The organism is Bradymonas sediminis (assembly GCF_003258315.1).
Lineage (GTDB): Bacteria > Myxococcota_A > Bradymonadia > Bradymonadales > Bradymonadaceae > Bradymonas > Bradymonas sediminis.
In genome coordinates this window covers 3,200,261-3,222,200 of record NZ_CP030032.1, presented here as the reverse complement: position 1 = coordinate 3,222,200, position 21,940 = coordinate 3,200,261, and the positions used below count along the sequence as shown (strand labels likewise).

The 21,940-nt window shown below is 61.4% G+C and carries 14 protein-coding genes and 1 tRNA gene; 6 read left to right on the top strand and 9 right to left on the bottom strand.

Features of this window, described 5'->3' with window-relative positions:
* Positions 1–6 precede the first annotated feature (6 nt).
* From DN745_RS12165 to DN745_RS12145, 5 genes are all read right to left on the bottom strand, one after another.
* The gene (locus DN745_RS12165; protein ID WP_133621875.1) at positions 7–594 is read right to left on the bottom strand and encodes a hypothetical protein; all 588 of its coding nucleotides are present in this window, start codon (positions 592–594) and stop codon (positions 7–9) included.
* 141 nt (positions 595–735) lie between these two features.
* The gene (pbpC, locus tag DN745_RS12160; RefSeq protein ID WP_111335206.1) at positions 736–3,117 is read right to left on the bottom strand and encodes a penicillin-binding protein 1C; all 2,382 of its coding nucleotides are present in this window, start codon (positions 3,115–3,117) and stop codon (positions 736–738) included.
* Positions 3,118–3,205: 88 nt separating this feature from the next.
* Positions 3,206–8,428: an alpha-2-macroglobulin family protein gene (locus tag DN745_RS12155; RefSeq protein WP_111335204.1), complete on the bottom strand. Its 5,223-nt coding sequence runs from the start codon at positions 8,426–8,428 to the stop codon at positions 3,206–3,208.
* 257 nt (positions 8,429–8,685) lie between these two features.
* Positions 8,686–10,296 carry a sensor histidine kinase gene (locus DN745_RS12150; RefSeq protein ID WP_111335202.1) on the bottom strand — a complete coding sequence of 537 codons (1,611 nt, stop codon included), beginning with the start codon at positions 10,294–10,296 and terminating at the stop codon, positions 8,686–8,688.
* Positions 10,293–11,048 carry a response regulator transcription factor gene (locus tag DN745_RS12145; RefSeq protein WP_111337650.1) on the bottom strand — a complete coding sequence of 252 codons (756 nt, stop codon included), beginning with the start codon at positions 11,046–11,048 and terminating at the stop codon, positions 10,293–10,295. The genes DN745_RS12150 and DN745_RS12145 overlap by 4 nt, the downstream gene beginning before the upstream one ends.
* A gap of 484 nt (positions 11,049–11,532) precedes the next feature.
* Here DN745_RS12145 and tnpA point away from each other — a divergent pair, with 484 nt between their 5' ends.
* Positions 11,533–11,946 carry an IS200/IS605 family transposase gene (gene tnpA, locus DN745_RS12140; protein WP_111335201.1) on the top strand — a complete coding sequence of 138 codons (414 nt, stop codon included), beginning with the start codon at positions 11,533–11,535 and terminating at the stop codon, positions 11,944–11,946.
* Positions 11,947–11,953: 7 nt separating this feature from the next.
* Here the strand turns inward: tnpA and DN745_RS12135 are convergent, their stop codons facing one another.
* Positions 11,954–13,249: an APC family permease gene (locus DN745_RS12135; protein WP_111335199.1), complete on the bottom strand. Its 1,296-nt coding sequence runs from the start codon at positions 13,247–13,249 to the stop codon at positions 11,954–11,956.
* 230 nt (positions 13,250–13,479) lie between these two features.
* Here DN745_RS12135 and DN745_RS12130 point away from each other — a divergent pair, with 230 nt between their 5' ends.
* Complete coding sequence (locus tag DN745_RS12130; RefSeq protein ID WP_111335197.1) at positions 13,480–14,655, top strand: trans-sulfuration enzyme family protein; 1,176 nt, start codon at positions 13,480–13,482, stop codon at positions 14,653–14,655.
* 81 nt (positions 14,656–14,736) lie between these two features.
* Here DN745_RS12130 and yghU read toward each other — a convergent pair whose 3' ends face one another.
* Positions 14,737–15,588 (bottom strand): glutathione-dependent disulfide-bond oxidoreductase, encoded by an 852-nt coding sequence (yghU, locus tag DN745_RS12125; RefSeq protein WP_111335196.1) that lies wholly within the window; start codon positions 15,586–15,588, stop codon positions 14,737–14,739.
* Between the two features lie 214 nt (positions 15,589–15,802).
* On the opposite strand from yghU, the gene DN745_RS12120 reads away from it, so the two are divergent.
* Together DN745_RS12120 and DN745_RS12115 are read left to right on the top strand one after the other, a co-directional pair.
* Positions 15,803–16,579, top strand: coding sequence for a hypothetical protein (locus DN745_RS12120; RefSeq protein WP_111335194.1), 777 nt, complete (start codon positions 15,803–15,805; stop codon positions 16,577–16,579).
* 192 nt (positions 16,580–16,771) lie between these two features.
* The gene (locus DN745_RS12115) at positions 16,772–17,557 is read left to right on the top strand and encodes a prolipoprotein diacylglyceryl transferase (RefSeq protein WP_133621876.1); all 786 of its coding nucleotides are present in this window, start codon (positions 16,772–16,774) and stop codon (positions 17,555–17,557) included.
* A gap of 73 nt (positions 17,558–17,630) precedes the next feature.
* On the opposite strand, the gene DN745_RS12110 is transcribed toward DN745_RS12115, so the two are convergent.
* Positions 17,631–17,704 (bottom strand) — tRNA-Arg (locus tag DN745_RS12110).
* Between the two features lie 131 nt (positions 17,705–17,835).
* Entirely contained in the window at positions 17,836–19,128 is a 1,293-nt protein-coding gene (locus DN745_RS12105; protein ID WP_111335191.1) for a HEAT repeat domain-containing protein, read from the bottom strand.
* A 190-nt stretch (positions 19,129–19,318) separates the two neighbouring features.
* On the opposite strand from DN745_RS12105, the gene DN745_RS19360 reads away from it, so the two are divergent.
* Together DN745_RS19360 and fumC are read left to right on the top strand one after the other, a co-directional pair.
* Complete coding sequence (locus DN745_RS19360) at positions 19,319–20,341, top strand: hypothetical protein (RefSeq protein ID WP_162687638.1); 1,023 nt, start codon at positions 19,319–19,321, stop codon at positions 20,339–20,341.
* Between the two features lie 201 nt (positions 20,342–20,542).
* Positions 20,543–21,937, top strand: a complete 1,395-nt coding sequence (gene fumC, locus DN745_RS12095) for a class II fumarate hydratase (protein ID WP_111335189.1) — start codon at positions 20,543–20,545, stop codon at positions 21,935–21,937.
* The last annotated feature ends 3 nt before the right edge of the window (positions 21,938–21,940 follow it).

The window sequence follows — 21,940 nt, the reverse complement described above, 5'->3', positions numbered from 1 at the left end:
CTTCGGTTAATTGTCCTGGGTGAGGATAATTGAGCGGCTATCTTTGCCCCAGTGAAAGTTCCATTGATGGTATTCGCGCTCCGGCTCGAAGACCTGTTTATCCATCGTGCTCAGGTTAATGACCTGAATGCGACGGTCACTCGTGAACTGGCCAGCCCCATCTTTATTGTACGTCTTATAGGCCAGGCGCGTTCCGTCGGGTGAAATATTGGCGAAGTCGAAAGTATCGGCGAGGTCATCGACTCGTCGAAGCTCCTCGCTGGCGGGCTTCCAAATATAGAAGTCGGCATCATAGACGCGGAATGCCCAGGTCGACTTATCCGTGGAGGTGCTGATCCGCCCAACCTGGCCGACTGGCCAAACCGGCTTGCTCTCCCCGGTGCGCATATCCACCTGGACGAGCGTGTTGAGCGCGGCGCTCTGATAGAAGACCAGGTCTTTTTCGGCCTGAGCGAACGGCTCGAAGGTGTCGATCTGGGTGTTCATGATGGTGCCATAAGATCTTGAGCACCCGGGGGCGAAGAGCGTCACGAGGGCCAGAAGCGAGGCCCATCGAAGGAGCGTGGCGGGGGATGGGGGCGTCGTCGTTTTCATGATGGGCCGTCTGCTTTGAATGGAGCGTGTTTGGATTTATCCACAATGATGGTTATGTGCGCGCTATGCTGGCATCATTTGCACGCTTTCAGAATCGCCCCAGGCGCGGCGTATACCGTCGAGGCGGCGCGCTGGCACGAGTTATTCAATCAGCACCCGCACGCGCGCCGAGCCGCCGCGCGCGTCCGACACGACGATCTCGTGTGCGCCGCGTTTCGGCTCCCACCATAGCGCCTCGCCGCTGGGCGCGCTGCCCAGGTACTCACCGTTTACGAACCAACTAAAGCGCGCGCCAGCCTCGTGGGTTTCGGCGATGAGCGGCAGCATTTGCTCCGCGGGAGAGATGTCCGAGAGCAGGGCAAAGACGGTGTCGGGCGCCGGGGAGACGATGCTCGGTCGGGTGTCATAACCGCTCGGACCACACCCCGGCGCAAAGCCCGGCGGTTTCGCCGGCAACTTATAGCCGGCATCCTTCATAGTGCGGCGCACCGAGGTTGGCCACACGACATAGCTGCGCGTTTGGTGCGGGCGCGATTGGCGGCATTCGAGGTTTAAGGCCAGGCCCGTCGCCTCATCGATATCGCGCAGCGTATGAAAAGGGCAGGGCGCTGTGGGTGTGCTATCTGTCGGTATTTGCACGGTTTTTTTGTGCGTGCAGGCGCTCGTTGGGAGGTGCCCGGAGTAGGCGCAGACCTCGACTTCGCTCAGCTCATCGATCGCGGTCGTCGATGCGCTTTCGGGCGTCATTGCCGCGAAGTTCAACCCCGAGTCGACGGCTTCCATGATATCAAAAAAGAGTGGCGCGGCTGCCTGTGAGCCGACAACGCCAGTCTGTCCGCGGTTGTCGAAATTTCCTGTCCAGATCGCCGCGGTGTGTTGGGCGCCGAACCCCGCCGTCCACGCATCTCTTAGGCCCATGCTGGTGCCGGTTTTCCAAGCGTATCGGTTGGGCGTGGCGCGGATTCGGCGCAGCGCCAAGCTGTCGGGGCGCCCGCGTTGGCTCATCACTTCGGCGACCAGGCGCGCCGCGCCCGGACTAAAGCTGCCGCGCCGATAAGCGAAGGCATTGCCATAGTCGGCGTCCTCGTCAGCCTTGAGAAAATAGAGCGGCGCGCGCTCTCCGCGCCGGGCGAGCGCCGTGTACATGCCTGCGATTTCGAGCGGGGTGGCTGAGATTCCGCCGATGGCGACCGATAGCCCGTAATAGCCCGGGCGCGGGTCGATACCCTCGGCGCCCAAGCGCCGCAGCATCTCTAAAAACGGCGCGACGCCCAGGCGCTCGACCAAGCGCACAAATGGGATATTGAGCGAGCGTGAGAGCGCGTCATCCAGGCGCACCAGACCGTTGAATTCTTCGCTATAATTCTGCGGCTGATAGCCCGAATAATCGACCGGCACGTCCGCCACGAGGTGGGAGGGCAGGGCGATGCCGGCGTCGATGGCCTGCGCCAAAATAATGGGCTTAAGCAGCGAACCGCTGGAGCGGCGCACCGCGAAGCCGGGGATCTGCCCCTGGTTAATGAGGTCATCAAAATCGAAGTTACCGAGCGCCGCGCGCAACGCGCCACTCTCGTGGTCGATGACGACGACCGCCGCATTATTTGCGCCCAGGCGCATGATTCGGCCGCGATGCGAGGTCGCAAATTTCTCGACGGTGCGCTGGGTTGAGGCGTCGATGGTGCTGCGCAATCGGGGGACGCCCGGGTATTGCTGGCGCAGCCAGATCGCGAAATGCGGCATCTCTCTCGGCATCGACCGCAGCCGGGTTGGCAGCGGCTGCGCCTCGATTTGGGCCAGAGCCTGGGCGTCGCTCAGGTTTTCGGGAGCGGCGCCGCGAAGCAGGCGCGCGGCCTCCAATAATTCGGCTGCGATGTCGGCGCGCGCGCTCCGAAGTCGCGCCGCGTTCTTTGGCGTCGGGTAGCGCTGATTGGGGCTCTGCGGCACCGCCAAAAGGGTCGCGATCTCGGCCGGTGAGAGCGCGGTCGCGTCGTGGCCAAAATACATCCAGGCGGCGGTCTCAAGGCCTTCGACATTGCGCCCAAAGGGCAAAAATTTAAGGTAGGCCGCGAGGATCTCGTCTTTGCTCAGGTGCTGCTCAAGCTGCGCGGCGCGAAATGCCTCGATGATTTTGGAGCGAAGCGTGCGCGGCCGCGGCTCCACCATGCGCACCAATTGCATCGTCAGCGTGCTCGCCCCGGAGACCACGCGCCCGTGGCGAATGTTGCTGGTGGTCGCGCGCACAATGGCTCGAAGGTCTATGCCCCCGTGGGTATAGAATCGCTTGTCTTCATAGCCGATCAGCGCCTCGATATAGTGCGGGTCGACCTTCTTTAATTGAGTCTGCAGACGCCAGCGTCCATCGGGCGCCAAAAACACATGCGCAGGCTCGCCATTTCGCCACTCGACCACGGTCGAATCGGCTTCGGCCAGGCGCTGCGGAAGCGGCAGCACCCACATCGCTGACCATAGTGAAAATCCTGCAACCACGGCGCCCAGCGCCAGACTAATCATTGCGCGTTTCATCACTCACTCGGGGCTAAAGGGTCGGCAATTCATCTTGGAAATGCCGACCGGTGATTCGTTGATATCAGGGCGGCTTTAGACGGGATAATCAGTCGATCATCGCATCCCAGTCGTGAGCAATGGTGAGCTCGCGGTAGGCTGCGCGCGCCCAGATCTCGGGGTCATACATGCCCTCGGCTTCGATGCTCGGGGCGTGAAATTTGCCGGTGAGCGTGGCGCGCGTTGCGTAGACCAGCTCGACGGTTTGCGCGCCGTGAATCGTGCCAAACGCCTCCAGGCGGTCATCGCGAACGTTCATATGGTCGGTCTGCCATGGGTTGTGACTCGATGCCCAATGGGGCCGTATATCGTGGCCGAGGTTGGGGTTTTCGATCTCGAGTCCGGCCGGCAGGCGGTCGACAAGCGCGATATTCTCCAGCGTGCGACTGACCTTGGATTTCAGGCGAACGCGCACATAGACCAGGTCGCCGAGCTGCACCTTGCCGTCGAGTTCTTCGCCGGCCTCGTTGAGATATTCGCGCGAGACGGACAATCCGGCGCCGCCGAATTCGACGCTGGGTTCGCTGCGCACGCCCTCGCTGCTTACGACCAGGTAGAGCTGTGATTGCGGTGTTTCATCGAGCTCAAGGGTCAGCGAATCGTATTCGCTGGCGCGCACCATGGCCCAGTTGGTGTTCTTGGAATCGGCGTCGCGAAGCGAGGTTTTCACGGCGCGCCCGTTCGCCATCAGGTTTGCCGAAAAAGTGGAGTCGGCATCGGCGCGATACCATTTGCCGAGCGCCGTCAGCCCCCAGCCCATCTCCTGGGTCGAGTAGAGGTAGCCGGTGGTCTGGGTCTTGGAGAAGGTTCGGCCGAGTCGCTCCGCGGTCTCGAAGCCGTTTTCGTGGGGACCAAAAAGGTCGACGAAGACGTTGAGCAGCAGGGCGTCGCGACGCCGGGTGGAATAATAGCTTCCATAATTGACCTCGCGCGCTCCAGCCTTATCGAGCTTGAAGGCCTTGAGGTCTTTCTCGAAGCTTCGGTCGCCGCTCAAATAGAGCGCGGCCTTCAGAAGATAGAGGTTCTCGAGTTGCTCTCCCTGAGTATGCGCTGGCATGGCGTCGATTATCTTGCGGATTTGGCCCTGGTTGGCGCGATTAGCCAGGGCGAGGACATAGTAGGCAAAGCCTGAGATATAGCGATCGCGATAGTATTTGGACGCTCCGTAGCCCTCTTTCTGCTGGCGTTTTACGTCACTCTCGAGCCAATTGAGGGCGCGGTCGAGCCGCTGCTGGGGCACTGAATAGCCCCGCTTTTGGGCGTCCATCAAAAGATAGATCGCGTAGGGCGTCGCCCACGCATGGGGCTCGCCATCGCCGCTCCAGAAGCCGAAGCCGCCGGAGGGCGTCTGCATCGAGAGGATGCGCCTGACGCCGCTCTCGATCATGGGGCGGATGCCGTTTTTTCCCGCCACAAGACCGGGGTCGACCGCGCGCACCAACTCCGACAGATAGATCATCGGACGTAGCTGCGAGATGGTCTGCTCCAGGCATCCGTAGGGATAGCGGACCAGCGCGGAGAGGTGGTCAAATGCCTGGCTATGCGGGTTGGTGCTGAGGCGAAAGGTCGTCTTCTCGCTCGACGGCTCCCAGCCCTCGAGGATGGGCGTGAGGTCAAGGCTTTTGGTCGAAACCAGGAGCCTTTTGACCTTTCGCTCCAGCGGCCCGGCCGCCCGAAATGGCACGATACCCTCGGCGCGGCTTTCTAAGATTTCGCCACTTTTGGCCGTGGCGACGCTCACCACTGCGAAGGTCGCGGCGCTGCCGCTTCGAAGCGCGCGCGCCTTGAAGAGGAGCATCTTCGAGGCGCCTGGATCGAGCGTTGCCTGCTGGGTTCGGTTGCCCTCGATGCCGATGATATCGGCCGGGTTCGGATTCGCGACGAGGCCGGGCTCGGGCAGCGCTTCGGCCGAAATCGTCGTCTCGACGACCTGTGTGTCGGCGGTGGTGTTGGTCAAAAAGACCGGGACGTCGACCTGGTCGCCAGCGACTAAGAAACGCGGAAGCGTCGCCTGCACGACGATGGGAGCGCGCACTTTGACCCGCGTATCGGCCTGTCCGATGCGCGTCTTCGAGGTCGTGACCGCCATCACCCTGAGCTCGCCCTGATACAGCGGCACGTCAAAGGCAACCGATAGCTTGCCGCTCTCTGGGACCTCGCGAATTCCGGACCACAGCGCCACCGGCTTAAAGGGCATGATGCGGCCCAAGGTGGGCGTGTCTTCCTCGCCGTCGCCGCCGGTCTTCGACGTGGAGTTCAACTTGGCGAGCTGCAGCGCCCAGCCGATTGTGTCGTAGGTGCGCACGCCGAGCGCGCGCCGGGCGAGCAGAGCCGCGAGCGGGTTGGGCGACTGATAGTCGGTGAGGCTCAGGATGCCCTGGTCTACCGCGGCGACCGTGACAAAGCGCCCCGCAGCGTCTTCGCCCAGGTCCAGATCGACCTGAAGCGGCCGCCCCGGTCGCACACTTTCGGGCGCGCTGATCTGAATGTTTTGGATAAACTTATCGCGCTTCATCGGGATCGACAGCGCCCCGTACGCGCGTTCGGGCAAATAGCTGGTGGCAGAGTCCGCGTGTGGATCTTTGATAAGCATCGCGCTCACATACACATTCGGCGCGAACTCCCCGACCTTAAAAGACCACTCGACCTCGCCGGGCGCCACGTCGATCCAGGCGCTTTGGAGCACCTCGTCGGTCTCGAGGGTCATCAGCGCGCGGCCTTTATACTCCGCCTCAAAACGCACCTTATGGAGGGCATTGACGCCGAGCATTTCGTCCTGTGTTTGGAGCGTGAGCGCGCTCGGATTCTTGGACTTAGACCCCCGAGATCGGGTGCTATAATAGCGCCAATAGCCGACCTGATTGAGCTTCAGATCGGTGCGCGCGTCGCCGGATTGCAGGCGAATCGCATAGTCATATCGGTTCGAGTTTGGCGAGAATTTATAGGTGAATTTGCCATCGCGCACGGGAATGGTCTGCGACTTCTCGACCACCTGGAACCACTGGCTTTGATGGCGATTTCGCTGACGCCACCAGCCCCAACGTCGTCGTAGTTGGAGCACACTCACGTCGACGGTTTTGACGTCATCGATCAGCTCGCCATCCCAGTCCACGACGACGCCGTCGAGCGTCACTGACTCGCCATTTTGAATCTCTTTTTTGTCGGCCCGAACGCCCAGATAAAAGTCGGCAGGATGGGCCCAGGCGCTGGCGCTGGCGTGGGTGGTGCGGCCGCTGCCCGACTCGGAGACGCCGACCTGGGCACGGAGGCGTGAGGTCGCGGCCAGGCCCGCCCGGAAGTCGCATTCGGGGTGCGCCATATCGTCGGCGTTGATCTTGGTTTGCTGGCCCGAGACCACGCGGTGCTCGTCGCGATTGCCCTGGTAGCCGAGCTCTTCGGCGGTCCGGATGCCGTAGTGAAATTCAGCGTGTTTGGAGGGCTGAAAGACCGCTTCGGTGCGCTCGCATTGGATCGACACGTTGCTGCCGACGGCCGATGCGCCAAAGAGATAGCGCGCGTGGACATCAACCTTAAATGCCTCGTTTGCGCCGAGATGCTCGCGCTGCGCGGCGGCCTCTACTTTGAGGCGCTCCGGCATGAACTCCTCGACGCCGAAGGCAAAACTCGTGACTTCGCGTTTGCCGATCTCGACCCGAATTTTCCACCGGCCGGTCGTCGCGAGATCGCTGAGGCGATGATCCAGGGACACCATCCCACCGGCGTTGGTTTCCACGGTTTCTCGGTTCACGATTTGGGCGCGGGAGTCCACCACGACCAGATCGACCGGCACACCAGGGCCCACCGATTTGAGGTCGTTATCGCGCACCATCGCTGCCATATATACGACATCGGCGGGACGATAGAGGTCGCGGTCTCCGTAGGCATACGCCTTATAGGCGGTTTGGCTTTTGTAGGGTGAACCGTGGGTTTTTCCGCGCGCGAGTTTGGTCTGAAGGCCCGCGTATTTTAGGAAGGTCGCGTCATCTTTATGCGTGACAACCAGCGCGAAGGGGGTGCGTCGCGGGGTCTTTCGCGCGGCCTTCGCAGTCTTCGCGTCCACAACGGCCTCGGCGTGCACGCGGCAATATCCCGAGGCGTTGGTCTGGCAACTTCCGACCACCGTGCCGCTTTCGTAGATGGCCTCAACGGTTGCGCCGGCCAGGGGCTTGAGCGTCTGGGCGTGCACTGCCCAAACGTCGACCTGCTCGCCGAGAGCTTCGTCGCTGCGCTTGGCGATAACCTGTAAGTCGGTGACGATCACATGGAGCGTGTCGCTCTCGCGTCCAGCCTTTAGGCGCAGCTCATAGAGGCCGGGTTTGGGCTCGCCGAGCAGCTTGCGCAAGGGCAATTCGGTGCTGAATTGTTGGTCGACGGTGTCGTCCATTTGCAATTGCTGGGCGTAGGCGAGGTCGCCTGAGCGCAGGTTAACGGTATCGCGGTACCCGCTCATCCAAAACGCCATATTCCGCCCGGGCACATGCCAGACCTCCAACTCAGCGGTCTGCACGTTGCGGTGGCGAAGGCTCACCTGCTGCCATCCCGCGCGCGGCATATATCGACCCTTAGTGACGAACTCGAGAGTGGGCGATAATCTCCCCACTGTAAAAGACGACTCATACGCTTCTTTCAACGCGCCGCCCTCGCGTGTGCGCAGGCCAGCTTTGACCTTTAGTTTATAGTCGCGCCGCTCGAAGTCGGCCGACACCAACGTGCCCTGGGGAGTCGAGACCAATTGGTAGGCAAGCGACGGCTCGAACTCCAGCGAGGCACGCGCCGAGGTCAGATCCATCTCACAACGCTCGCTGCGCCGGGTGCCGAGACGATAATCGTAGAAATGATCGTCGACGGTCATATCGCTGCAGAGAATGGAGAGCTGAAAGCCTTGCTCGACTTCCTGAAGGCTCACCGAGATGATCTCCATCGCCTTGCCGCTCAACTTCGGCAGCGCGTCCTCCCTACTCAAATCTCCGGCGAGTGCATTGTCGGTAGCGGGAGGAACTTCGAGCTCGGGCTGCGCAACCGAGTCAAGCGAAACGGGGCCAGGGGCCACCGCCACTTGGCTGCGCGCCTGGTCGCGAAGATCCAGGGCTCCGTCACGAATCTCCACCGCGTCGCGCCCCTCGCGAGTCGTCCTATCGGCCCCGACCCCCGGGTCCTCCTCCACCCCCAACTCGCCGGTGTCCCCGTTGTCGTTCAACTCGGCGCCGATACACCCCACGCTCAAGTGCACCAGCAGCAAAACCCACCAGCATCCGCGCATCTGATTCGTCATCACAATCCTCCGGCTCCCAAACGTTCATCCAATAGATTCGTCGAACCTCTTTGGCTCGTGGTCTAAAGGTAGTCGGGCGATTTGCCGCCATGATGGCCAAATTGAGGCAAGGCTGTGACGAGTTTGTGCAAGAGTTGTGCAGGGCGTGAAATCGCGACCGCCACCGTGGGTGGAGGGTCAGCGTAGCGGCGCGGAACCTACGGCGGGGGTTGGTTGGGCGTGGGGTTTATTGGGCGTGGGGGCGGAACCCATGCCACCTATCGCGGCACCCGCACCGAGAAAACCGCCCCGCGCGACCCGTCGACGAGCTCAATATCGCCGCCGTGTCCGCGCAGCATCGTGCGTACGATCGATAGCCCCAGGCCGGTGCCGCCGGTGTCGCGGCGCGTGGTGAAGAACTCGTCGAAAATCTTGGGGGCGTTGGCCGGCGAGATGCCCGGGCCGTCGTCGGCGATGATGATCTCGACGCCGTCGACGCCGGAGCGCAGCTCAACGCGCAATTCGGTGGCGCCGTGTTGGGCTGCGTTGCCGAGCAGGTTCGAGAAGACCGAGCGCAGCGCGTCTTCGCTGATCTGGGCCCAGATGGGGGCGTTCGCGTCGCCTCCGGTCGACTCGACCACCACATCTACGCCTGCCTGGGAGCCGTCTTCGACCAACTCGTCGAGCAGCTCTACGAGGTCACACCGCGCTCCATCCGGGCGTAAGACGTCGGCCCTGGCGAGCTCGAGCAGGCGGCCGACGAGGCGCTCGAGGCGTTGGGCGTCGGCGTCTAAGATCGCTAAAAACTCGGCGCGTTTTTCGGCGGGCATCCTCTCCATATGGTCTTGGAAGAGCTCGACGGTCCCGCGAATTGTTGTCAGCGGCGTCTTAAACTCGTGGGAGACATTGGTCGCGAAGGTGCGGATATATTCGGCCCGACTTTGCAGGGTCTCAGCCATCTTCGCGACGCCCTCGGAGAGCTTTTGCACCTCATAGGTGCCGGGTTTGGCGATGGCGTCGGTGGTGCCCTCGCCGCCATCCGCGACGCGCTCCGTCTGGGCCATCAGGCGCCGGATTGGGCGGCCGATATAGACCGAGGTCAGCGCCGTAATTGCCAGGACGCCCAGCAAGAAGAGGGCTGATACCGTGCCGAAAATGTTGCGGTTTTCGTAGACGCCGCGCATCACGCTGATGGGCGTTCGCCAGGCGGAGACCGCGCCGACCACCCGCCCGTCCATCATCACCGGGATCGACACCACCACCTGCATATGCGCGCCTCGCGCAAGGCCCGTGAGCGGCACTTTATTCGGGAGCACCGCGCGCGCGCGCAGGATCTTCACGAACTCGCCGCCCAGCGCGCGTGTCACATCTTCGTGGTGGGCCACCGATAAGCCGCGCTCCTTCTCCTGGCTGCTGGCCAGCACATTGCCATGCAGGTCAACCACCCGCATGCCCGACATCGTCATCTTCTGGGCTTCGACCAGCACCGGCTCCAGGCGCGCCCCGGCCCGAAGCGTGGCCGGGTGCACGGGGCCGCCCGGGGGCTGCGGGCCTTTGACCGGCGCGGAGACCTCGTCGCGGCGAAGATCCATATCGATGGGGACCGGGCGAAAGCGGTCCTCGACATTGGTCGGCCACTTCGCCTCCACGCTCGGCCCGTCGCGCTCCAGCACGGCGCTGCCCGAGCCCAGGCCCTCGCCCAACTCCTCGCGCAGCGCATGCTCGTAGCTCGCCTTAATCAGCGCCGCCTGCGACAGGACCTCGGCCTCGGTGCGCCGGATCAATTCCGTCTCGTATAAGCGCAGCGCCACCACGGCCACCAGCGGCATCAATAAGACGATGAGGTTGACCCACAAAAGGATGGTCCGAAGCCGCGGCCGCGCTCTCATCGGCAATCTCCCAGCCGATATCCGATGCCGTGGACCGTCTCGATCGGTTCGCCGCCGGCGTTTTCGAATTTGCGCCGGAGCCGGCGGATATGGCTGTCGATGGTGCGGTCGCTCACGACCGTGCCCATGTCGTAGGCCGCTGTCATCAACTCGCCCCGGCTATAGACCTTGCCCGGGTGGCCAAGGAGCGCGCGCAATAACTCGAATTCGCGGCGCGTGAGGATGACCGCCTCGCCGCGCCAAGCGGCCTGGTATAGGTCCAGGTCGAGCTCCAAGACGCCGTGGCGAATCTTGTTGCTCGCGGGTTCTGGCGCGGTGCTCTTAGGGGCTGCGGTGGCGCGTGCCGGCTCAGCCGCGCCGCGGTGAGGCGTCTCTGTCGTGGCGGTGCGGCGCAAAATCGCCTTGACCCGCGCGACCAATTCGCGCGGACTAAAGGGCTTGGTCACATAATCGTCGGCCCCGAGCTCAAGACCGACAACCCGGTCGATCTCATCATCGCGCGATGATAAAAAGAGCACCGGGACATCCGAGACCCGGCGAATCTGGCGGCAAACCTCGGTCCCGTCCATTTCGGGCATCATCACGTCGAGGATGACCAGCACGGTAGAAGACGCCTCGAACGCTTGTAGCCCCGCAGCCCCGTCCGGGGCCTCCACGACCTCGTAGCCCGCCTGCTCGAGCGCAAAGCGCACGACCTGGCGAATATTTGCGTCGTCGTCGACGACCAAAATTTGCGTCTTTATTGTGCTCATATTGGGGCATTGGGTTGTTGGATCTTGTTTGTTGCGTCGCCGCGGACTCCCTTCGGTCGGCTCGCGGCTATGGGTGTCCGCGCGTTCGCGCGGACGGGTGAGCGTATCATGCGAATATGACGTCTCGCCAATCCCCATCCCCACCATATCAAGCGAAGCCGAGCGAATCATAGACTTGTAGCCGGACGGGTGATCGTATCATACGAATATGCCGTCTCGCCAATCCCCATCCCCACCATATTAAGCGAAGCCAAGCGAATCAGAGACTTGTAGCCGGGGTTCGACCGAAGCGAAGCGTAGGGAGTCCCCGGAACCAAAAAACCAAAAAATCAAAAAATCAAAAAATCAAAAAAATGATCGTATTACGAAATTAAAAATCCCCGGCAATTCTCCCATCCCCACCATATCGAGCGAAGCTCGCCAGTCATTTGTATTTAGGCTATCTTGAGCCCATCGGTACCCAAACAATCCAGGGAGATATCTCATGTCATTTACCAGACTGCGGTACCATATTGTTTTTGCCACGAAATATCGCGCGCGTTGGATCTCTCCGGCGGTTGAGGAGGTGCTTTATCCCGTGCTGGGAAAGGTAATCAACGATATTGGCGGTCAAAGCATTCGAATCAACGGCGTCGAAGACCACGTTCATTTGGTCTGCGCGCTGCCGCCCAGTCTTTGCATCGATGACTCTATACGCGCGATGAAGTCACAATCCACCTGCGCGATCCGACGGCATTTTGAGCATTTATCTTTTTTCAAATGGCAACGCGGATTTGGTTGCTTCACCCTCAACCCGGTGGATATGCGCGGAATCCTAGCCTACGTTGAGAACCAAAAACAGCACCATCGCCGCCGCGATGAACTCCAGGCGATGTGGGAGCGTGTTGAGGCGAGATAGGCCCGGCCTAGTGCGCAGCGACGAGCTTGCGCCCGCTCAGCTTTCGGTAGGTTGCCTCGATGCCCACGGCGAGCGCGGCCAGGCCGGCGAGGATCCACAGGTGGGTGGGCTGGCTGGTGGCGACCTGCCACACCAGGGTGCCCAACGCCCCTAAACACAGCGCCGCGCCGACCCAGGATATCCAAGCGCGACTCTGCGTCTCTTCGGCCATCCGGGCGTTGGCGACGTTGACCGCGGCAAAAATAAAAAGAAACCCGGCGCTGCCCATGGTGGAGATGCTTGAGAGGTCAAATAGGTTGGTCACCAAAAGCGTCGCGCCTGCACTGATAAAGAGGCCCTCCAGGGGGCGATCCCAGATCTTTCGCTCCAACTCATCGGGCAATTCGCCGTCTTTGGCGATGATATAGCTCACGCGCATCGAGCCGTAGAGCGTGGCGCTGATGGCCGAGGCGGTCGAGAGCATCGCGGCGACGGCGATCAGGGTGAAGCCAAATTGGCCCAAAAAAGGTTTGGCGGCCGCGGCCAGGGCGTAATCTTTGGCCTGAGAGATCTTGTCGACCGACAGGTTGCCGACCGTGACGACCGAGACCAGTACATAGAGCAGCACCACGAAGCCTACCGCGCCGAAATACGCGCGCGGCAGGTTCTTTTTAGGGTCGCGCACGTCTTCGGCGGTGTTCGCGATGAGCTCAAAGCCCTCGTAGGCCACGAAGATCACCATGCCGCCGGCGACCAAAGACAGCGGTTGGGCCCACGCCTGGGGGGCGAGCTTTGCGGTCTCAACGCTAAAAAGCCCCACCGCCACGAAAAGCCCGAGGATCGCCAATTTGATGCCCACGATCCACTCTTCAACGTCGCCAACGATATTGGCGCTGAGCGCGTTGAGCGCGGTGAGCAAAAGGACCACGGCGCTGGAAAAAAGATGCGACCACAACGGCTGACTGGCTTCGGGCATAAAGCTCGCCGCATAGCTTCCGAAGGCGAAGGCGTATAACGACAGCATCACCACATTGCTCAGCCACAACAACACATTCATGCTGCCGGTAAACAGGCCCGTGCCGAATGCGTGGTTCAAAAACTCGACGGTCCCGCCCTGGCTGGGGAACGCGACCGACAGGCGCGCGTAGGCATAGGCGGTGATAAGCGCCACACCCCCGGCCAGCGCGAACGCCACGGGCGCGCCGCCCTTTGCCAGGCTCACCGATAGACCGAGCACCGCGAAGATCCCGCCGCCCACCATGCCGCCGATGCCGATGGCCAGCGTCGAGGCCAATCCTACGGATGTGTCTTCGCGTTGACTCATCGTCTTGATCCGTTCGGCGCGAGCACGTGATTCGCGTTCCAGACTAAAAGGTCTCCGAACAGTTATAAACCCGCTCTGGCTCAGGTCAAATCGTCCTTTTTAGGCGGCTCCGCGCGAGGTCGGTTGCCTATTGATCGAAGCGCGTCCTCGGCATAGGGTGCGCTCACGGTAGCAAAATCAGGCAGCGAATTCGTTTGACGCATTGGGACTAATTTCTTCGGAGATTTGACATGACTCACAGCCAAAAGCAGGGCCTCGCCACGCGCAGCATCCATGGTTCGAGCTTCAAAGATGCCCACGGAAGTCCGCACACGCCGGTGTATGACACGACAACTTTTGCCTTCGAATCGACCGCTGATGTGCTGGACGTGGTGGAGGGGCGAAAAGTTGGCAACCTCTACACCCGCTACGGATTTAACCCGTCGATTCGCTCGGTCGAAGAGACGCTTGCCAAGCTCGAGGGGGCAGACCAGGCCTGGGTTTTCTCCTCGGGTATGGCTGCGTTGAGCGCCGTGTTTTTGACCCACGGGCGCGACGGCATTGTGTGCATCGGCGACGCCTATGGCGGCACATTGGAGCTGCTCTCAAGCCAATTGCCGATGCTCGGCATCAAGACGCGTTTTCTGCTCGGCACCCAGCTCGACCAGCTCGACGCGGTGCTCAACGAAGGCGCGAAGCTGGTCTTCTTTGAGACGCCGACCAACCCGGTGCTCGAGATCTTTGATATCCGCGCCATCGCCGCAAAGGCGCACGCCCACGGCGCGCGCGTCGCCGTCGACAATACCTTCGCCTCGCCGGTGAATCAGAATCCGCTGGAGTTCGGCGCGGACCTGGTGATTCACAGCGCGACCAAATATCTCGGCGGGCACAGCGACCTGACCGCGGGCGCGGTGATGGGCACCGAAGAGATGGCCGAGCCGATCTGGAATTGGCGCAAGAATCTCGGCTCGGCGCTCGCCCCAGCGGGGGCTTCGCTGCTGGCCCGGAGCGTGCGGACCCTGGCGGTGCGGGTGGAGCAGCAAAATAGGTCGGCCCAGCATCTGGCGGAGTTTTTGGCCCAGCACCACAAGGTCGGCCGCGTCCTCTATGCGGGGCTTCCGGACTTTGAGGGGCATGCGCTGGCCAAGGAGCAGATGCGCGGGTTCGGCGGCATGTTGAGCTTTGATGTGGCGGGCGGGCGCGAGGCGGCAAGTCGAGTGGCCGACCACCTTAAATTATTTACGCTGGCGCCCAGCCTTGGCGGGGTCGAAAGCCTGGTGACCCAGCCTTGCACCTCGACCCACAACGGCGTCGGGGCCGAAGAGCGCGCGCGGCGCGGCATCTCAGAGGCGATGCTTCGTCTGTCGGTCGGGCTCGAGAATATCGACGACCTGATCGCGGACCTTGAGCGGGCGCTCGACGCTTAATCTTTGGGCAAGCTGAGACGCCAAAAAGCCCCGCCGGGTAACAACCCGGCGGGGCTTTTCGTTGCCACCTTTTAGCAGAAGTCAGCCAAGAACTGCGTCGATATCACTGGCGCTGTGACGCTCGCGAAGTTGCTTATCCTCGTCGCCCCAGGTGCAGTTTACGATCTTGCCTCGCTGTACGGCCTCGCGCTGTTCGACCAAGTCCGCCCAGCGCAGCAGGTTTTTATAGGTGTGGACCTGTAAAAATTCCGCCGCGTCGTAGACCGTGCCCTGCACCAGCGCGCCGTACCAGGGGTAGATGGCTATGTCGGCGATGGTATACGCGTCGCCGGCGATATATTCGTTGTCGGCCAGGCGCCGGTCGAGCACGTCGAGCTGGCGTTTGGTCTCCATGGCGAAGCGGTCGATGGCGTATTTGATCTTGACCGGCGCGTAGGCGTAAAAATGCCCGAAGCCGCCGCCGACGTACGGGCCGCTGCCCATCTGCCAGAATAGCCAGCTCAAAGTCTCGGCGCGTTTTGCGGGCTCGGTGGGCAGGAATTCTCCAAATTTCTCGGCCAGATAGACAAGGATCGAACCCGACTCGAAGACGCGCGTGGGCGAGTCGGTCGAGTGGTCCATCAGGGCGGGGATCTTGGAGTTCGGGTTGACGTCCACGAAGCCGCTTCCGAATTGGTCGCCTTCGCCAATATCGATAAGCCAGGCGTCATATTCGGCGCCCGCGTGACCCTTGGCCAGCAGCTCTTCGAGCATGATGGTGACCTTGACGCCGTTGGGCGTCGCCAGCGAATAGAGCTGCAGCGGATGCTCGCCGATGGGCAGCTCTTTTTCGTGGGTGGGCCCTGCGATGGGGCGGTTGGTGCTGGCGAATTTTCCGCCGTTATCTTTGTCCCAGGTCCAGACTTTCTCGGGGGTATATTCGGATTCACTCATTATAAACTCCTTGAATACAGATGGGGTTGGGGGCACGAATGACAGACGCGCCGCAAGTTAAACACGCGGAGGCAAAGGTCACTTATTTATATTGTCGATTATGTGATAAAGCGGGTCGATACGATATATTATGCTGGCAGCGTTGATTCCCTGGGGCTTTCAGTGCGCATGAGCGCCGCCGGATGGAGCCGCCCCCGTCAGAAGAGTTGCATCGATGCAGACCGTAGAAGATATCATTGCGCACCCGCCCGTCCCGCCGCAGGCCATTCGGCCGGCCTACCGGGGCGACACCCTGAGTTTGGTGGTCGCCGGTAGGCCACACAAAACCGGCGAGGACCGTACGCGATACCTGCTGGGGTTCGGGCTGACGGTGGTCCTGGGGACCTTTTTTTTCGGGGTGTGGGTGCTCAACCTGGCGGTCCTAGTGCTGTTGGGCATCTCGGCTTTCTTCGGGATTTCGCGGCGGCGCTCAACACCGAGTTCACCGGCGCACTCCCTCCGTATTTCGCCGACAGAGATAGTGCTGCGCCACGGTAGCACCGAGACGATGGCTGTGATCGCGATCAGGGACTTCGCTGGGTGCAGTATCGACTGGGGCATCCACGCGAAGCCGAGGCTAGGGGCGGTAGAGGACGCTCATTTTCTAACGCTCCCGGCGGCCTATCGTGCCCCGTCCATCTGTTTTTTTCGCAAATCCGGCGGCTTTTATATGCTTCCGTTCGACGGGCTTTTTTCTGAATGGGAGAGCGCCGACGCCTACGCGCCGCACAAGATCGCGGAGCTTGAGTGGGGCCTTGGTGTCGTCGAGGCCTTCCTCCATGACTTGCGGCAGGGCGCGCCGATGGTCGTCGGCGGCGCGACCGTTGCCCTGGACCAGGCCCGCGCAAATCTGTTGGGGGTTCTGCGGAACGCACCGGCCGCTGTAGCCTCGCCCTTCGAAATAGACGCTGAGTCCGCATTGGATCCGATCGCGGATACAAGCGCCTGGTGATTTCCCAAAGTCCTTACTTCTGCAAGCCCTTGTCGTTATCGGAGCGGCAGCCGCCGCAACGCTCGGGGGCGATGGCCATAAACGCACAGAAATCGCGCGAATCGCTTGCACCGCGCTTAGCCGCAATATAAGAGGTGGGCCTGTTAACTTACGGGCCTCAATGCTCGATAAATCAAGCGTTTGGAGAAGAATATGCGGCGAATTTGGGTTCTTAGTGTTTTGGTGCTGATGTTGTTTGCGGTCGCCTGTAGCGACGATTCCGCGGATGCAAATAATGGCGGCGGCGCGGATGTGACGGCCGAGGACGCCAACGGAGCCGGCGGCGACGCCAGCGGTTCGGACGCCACAGAGTCCGACGCCCAGGCCGCGGACACGCGCGAGGAGCCGAGTGATTCCACCGGCGACGACGCCACCGGCGACGCCTCGGTTGAGCCCGACGGCGACGGCGAGCAAGACGTGACGCAGCCGGAGGACGTGGCGGATGATGTTGACGTCGACGTCGACGTCGACAGTGGGGACGCGGGTCCGGGCGAAGACACCGGCGACGCAAGCTCGGAAGATGTCGCAGACACCACCGATCCCAACGAAGATCCCTATGAAGGACGCCCCCCTGGTCAATGTACATCCACGTCGGAGTGCCCGGGCGAATTTACGATGTGCCATCTGTCGTTTCCCGGCGGCTCCTGCGCGACCTGCGCGAGCGACGCGGATTGCCCCTCGGGCCGAGCGTGCAATCAATACGGCGCGTGCGTGACCGAGTGCGACTCCGACGAGGAGTGCCCGCTGGGCCTGTATTGCCTGGGCTCGGGGCAATGCGCCGCGGTTCGCTGCGCCGACGATAGCGATTGTCCCGCCCTCTATGCCTGCGGAGACACCTTGAATCAATGCGAGCGCATCGATTGCTCGGCGGATGCGTCGGTCTGTCCGAGCGGCACAACATGCAGTAGTGGGCGCTGCATGGAGGACCGTCAGCTTTAAGGCGGAATAGAAAATGAGCACAAAAAAAACGGGGCGAGCGCCCCGTTTTTTTGTGCTCTTAAGATGTGGAAAATGCGCGAGGCGGGATTCGAACCCACGACCACCGGCTTCGGAAGCCGACACTCTATCCAGCTGAGCTACTCGCGCGAATGATGCGGTGCGATGCGTGTGACAAAAGCTACGGTTTGTCTGGATGCATGCGCGAAGAATTTGCTATCAGTCTGCTTTCGCGAGGTCAAGTATCTGTGGGCTGCATTGGGTGAATCGAGCCGTTATTTTTAGCGGTATTTCGCCTCTTCGATCTGGCGCAGCACGGCGGTGCCGACCTGGCGCAGGCGGAAGGGGAGCTCGGGGTCGTTGACCTGGAGTTGGAACCAATCTTTTTCGGCGAAGGCGTCGGCGTTGGCGACGATCTTCATGAGTTTTTCGCGGTAGGAGTCGCCGTAGATCAGGATATGTTTGGACTCGTCGTGGTCGGTCCAGACGACGAACTCACACTCCGTGGATTCGGGCAGCGCGGGGTCGGTGGTCTGGAATTCGCGCTTTGCCCACAGCACATCGTCGGGGGTGGCGACCATCTTGAGGGTGTCATAGAGGGCGCAGCGGCGATTGCCGGTCGGCTCCTGGGCGATCCCTTCTTTGACCAGGGTGCGCGCCTTGTCGGAGCCGATTTGGCGGATCAGCCAGAAGGCGTGCATCATGACGGATTCGTCGCTGGAGGCGCTCAGGTCCATCGCGACCTGCAAGGACTCCTCCTTGGCGAGCAGTCCGAGGCCGCGCAGGGCGCCGACGGTGGCCTCCGGGGCGGCGTTTTCGGCGGCCAGGGCTTCGAGGGCGGCGCGCGAGATCTCGGGGTCATTGATCTTGCCGAGCGCGACCGCGGCTTCCTTCTTTTCACCCGCGGAGGCGCCGCCCTCAAGCACCTTGATCAGGGCCGGTTGGGCGTTGATATCTTTGAATAATCCCGCGGTCCAATAGGCGCGCATGCGCACGCGCTCGTCCGGGTCATCGAAGGCGTCGGTGACGATCTCTTTGAGGCCGGGGCGCTTCCACAGCTCGAAATTCATGGGCTCGGCGATGGTCGACAGGGCGTCGATGCGGTCTTCGACGTCGTCGGAGCGCAGCTGCACCGCGAAGAACCCTTCGGCTTGGTAGCGGTCCATAAAACCATCGGTGATATAATTGAGGGCGAAGGCGTTGAGCACCACGGAGATGGCCAGGACGATGACGAATTCGAGGTTGTGGTCATCGATTGAAACCATACTGTCGTCTGCCGGCGTCTGCCCCAATAACACCTGCTCTCGCCAGGGGCCGGGGAAGAACAGGTCGCCCACGAGCATGGCCATGAAATAGGAGGTGATGAGGACCAGGATCATCGTCAAGGTGATGATAACCAGGTTCAGCCCCACCGATTGGCTTGTCTCCAGGATATAATTCGCCATCCATACCCCCGTGCCGCCGGTGATGGCGAGCATGGTGAGGGTCGCCGCGACCAGGCGGGCTCTTGATTTTGCGACCCCCAAAAAGAAGCCGAAATCGGAGACGTTGGTGATTAGCTGTATTCTTGCCATAGTTTCGGATATCGAGTGTCGGTTGGTGAGCGCGGCCTCGCGGAGTCCAGCGCAAATATGATAGGGCCGGGTTGTTAACCCGTTATTTGCACTCTGCAGCGAGAGCTTGCATGATATAAAGACCGTGAACGGGTCAAATTGTTCCTGCAACCTGCAGGGGCGGTACTGGTTTTGAAACTGAGGGATTTCAATGAGTCAAAAATATCAGCTGCCGGGTATTGTCGGCACGCTTGTTTTTATTGCGACGGTGCTCGGCGCGTCGAATATGGCGATGGCGGTGGATTTCAGCAAGCTCAACAAGGGCGGGGCGGTTGAGGCGGCGCATGATAGCGAGGATGCCGCTCAGGATGATGCCGCTCAGGATGATGCCGCTCAGGATGATGCCGCTCAGGATGATGCCGCTCAGGATGATGCCGCTCAGGATGATGCGCCCGCTGAGCCCGTCGCGCCGGCCATCGACGCGGCTTATGAGTTCGGCCGCGCGAATCGTCTGGCCTCGGCAGGCGGACTCACCCGCGCGATCCCTCACTACAAAAAGGTCCTGCAGGCCGCGCCCGAGCGCTATGTTCAGGCATATTATAACCTCGCCGAGGTCTACCGCCACAAGGGCGAGTGCCGCGAGGCGGTGCTATTATACGGCCTTTATATGATTATGGAGGCCGACGAGCAGAACCGGGCGGACGCCAAGAAAAACCGGGCCACCTGCCTGGTCGGCCAGACCACCGGGGAGCTGAGCGTGGCGGTGGCGCCCGATTATGCGACCCTCGACATCAACGGCTACCGGGCCAGCGCGGGTGAGGCGTTTGAGAAGTTGCTGCTGATCAGCGGCGAGTATACCGTCGAGGCCCGCGCCCAGGAACATTTGAGCCAGACCGTCAAGCTTGAGGTGGCCGACGGTTCGTCTGTCGAGCGCAAGGTGAGCCTGGAGAAGCGACTCTTCCACGGAACGCTTAAGGTTGTCGTGAATATGCCCCACGCCACGGTTAAGGTTGAGCCGCGGGAGCTCGACTCGAAAAAGGGTTCCACCGAGGTCATCGCGATGAAGACGCCCATTCCGATGCCGCTAAAATTGGCGACCGGGAAGTATTTTATCGAGGTCACGCTCAAGGGTAATAAGCGTTGGATTCGCAATGTCTATATTCAGCGCGACGAGGAATCCGAGGTGAACGTCACCCTGCGCCCGGCGGTGCCTGAAGCGATTCGCCTGGATTAATCGACGTGCCCAGCGCGCCATTCCTGGCACGCTGGGGGGCCCTGGATAGATATTGCCAAGGCTGCGCGCAGATATTAGGAATACCGGGGCGATTCAGGCTCTTTAGAGTCTGACGATTCAATGGTCTGACTGGCTTCGAGCCGGTCGGACGGTATTTATATAGCTATATATTCACTTTTAATATTACTTGAGGCGAGTACGATGACGACACGGACAGAATACGACAGTATGGGCGGAATCGAGGTACCCAAGGAGCGTTATTGGGGAGCCCAGACACAGCGCTCATTCGAGAATTTCAAGATCGGTGATCAGAAGATGCCTCGCCCGATGATCAAGGCGCTCGGCCTGGTCAAATACGCTTGCGCGCAGGCTAACTTTAACCTGGGCACCCTGGACGAGAGCAAAAAAGACCTCGTGCAGCGCGCCGCCCAGGAGGTCATCGACGGCAAGCTCGACGCCGAGTTCCCGCTGGTGGTCTGGCAGACCGGCAGCGGCACCCAGACCAATATGAATACCAACGAGGTGATCGCCAACCGCGCCATCGAGATGGCCGGCGGCGAGCTGGGCTCCAAGACCCCGGTCCACCCCAACGACCACGTCAACAAAAGCCAGTCGACCAACGACAGCTTCCCGACCGCCTCGCACGTGGCGGCCGTGGACTCGCTGCGAAGCTCGCTGATCCCGGCGGTTGAGAAGATGCGCGACGCGCTTCTGCAAAAAGCCGAGGATTTCAAAGACATTATCAAGACCGGCCGCACGCATCTGATGGACGCCACGCCGATCACCCTGGGCCAGGAGATCTCGGGCTGGGCAGCCCAGCTCGACAACTCATTGCGCGCCATTGAGCAGTCGCTTGAGGGGCTCTACGAAGTTCCGATCGGCGGCACCGCGGTGGGCACCGGCCTGAACACGACCGCCGGTTTTGACCAGCAGGTGGTGGACGCGCTCACCGAAAAGACCGGCTACCCCTTCGTGGTCGCCCCCAACAAATTCGCCATCCTCGCCGGCAAAGAAGGGCTGATGGAGGCGCACGGCGCGCTCAATACCCTGGCCACCGCGCTTAATAAGATCGCCAATGACATCCGCTGGATGTCGAGCGGCCCGCGCTGCGGCCTCGGCGAGATTACGATTCCGAGCAATGAGCCGGGCTCCTCGATTATGCCCGGAAAGGTCAACCCGACCCAGGGTGAGGCCATGGCGATGGTCTGCGCGCAGGTCTTCGGCAATAACGCAGCGGTGACCTTCGCGGCGGCGGGCGGCAACTTCGAGCTCAACGTCTATAAGCCCATGCTCATCCATAATATGCTGGAGTCCTCGCGCCTCCTGAGCGATATGTGCCACTCCTTCACCGACCACTGCGTGGTGGGCATCGAGCCGAATCGCGAGAAGATCGATGAGTATCTTGGCCGCTCCTTGATGCTGGTGACCGCGCTCAATAACCACATCGGTTATGATAAGGCAGCCAAGGTCGCCAAAAAGGCGTTCGCCGAGGATACCTCGCTGCGCGAAGCCATCGTCGAGCTCGGCTATATGAGCGGCGAGGAATTCGACAAGGTCGTGGACCCGGCGAAAATGGTTGCGCCGAACCCCGCGTGATGA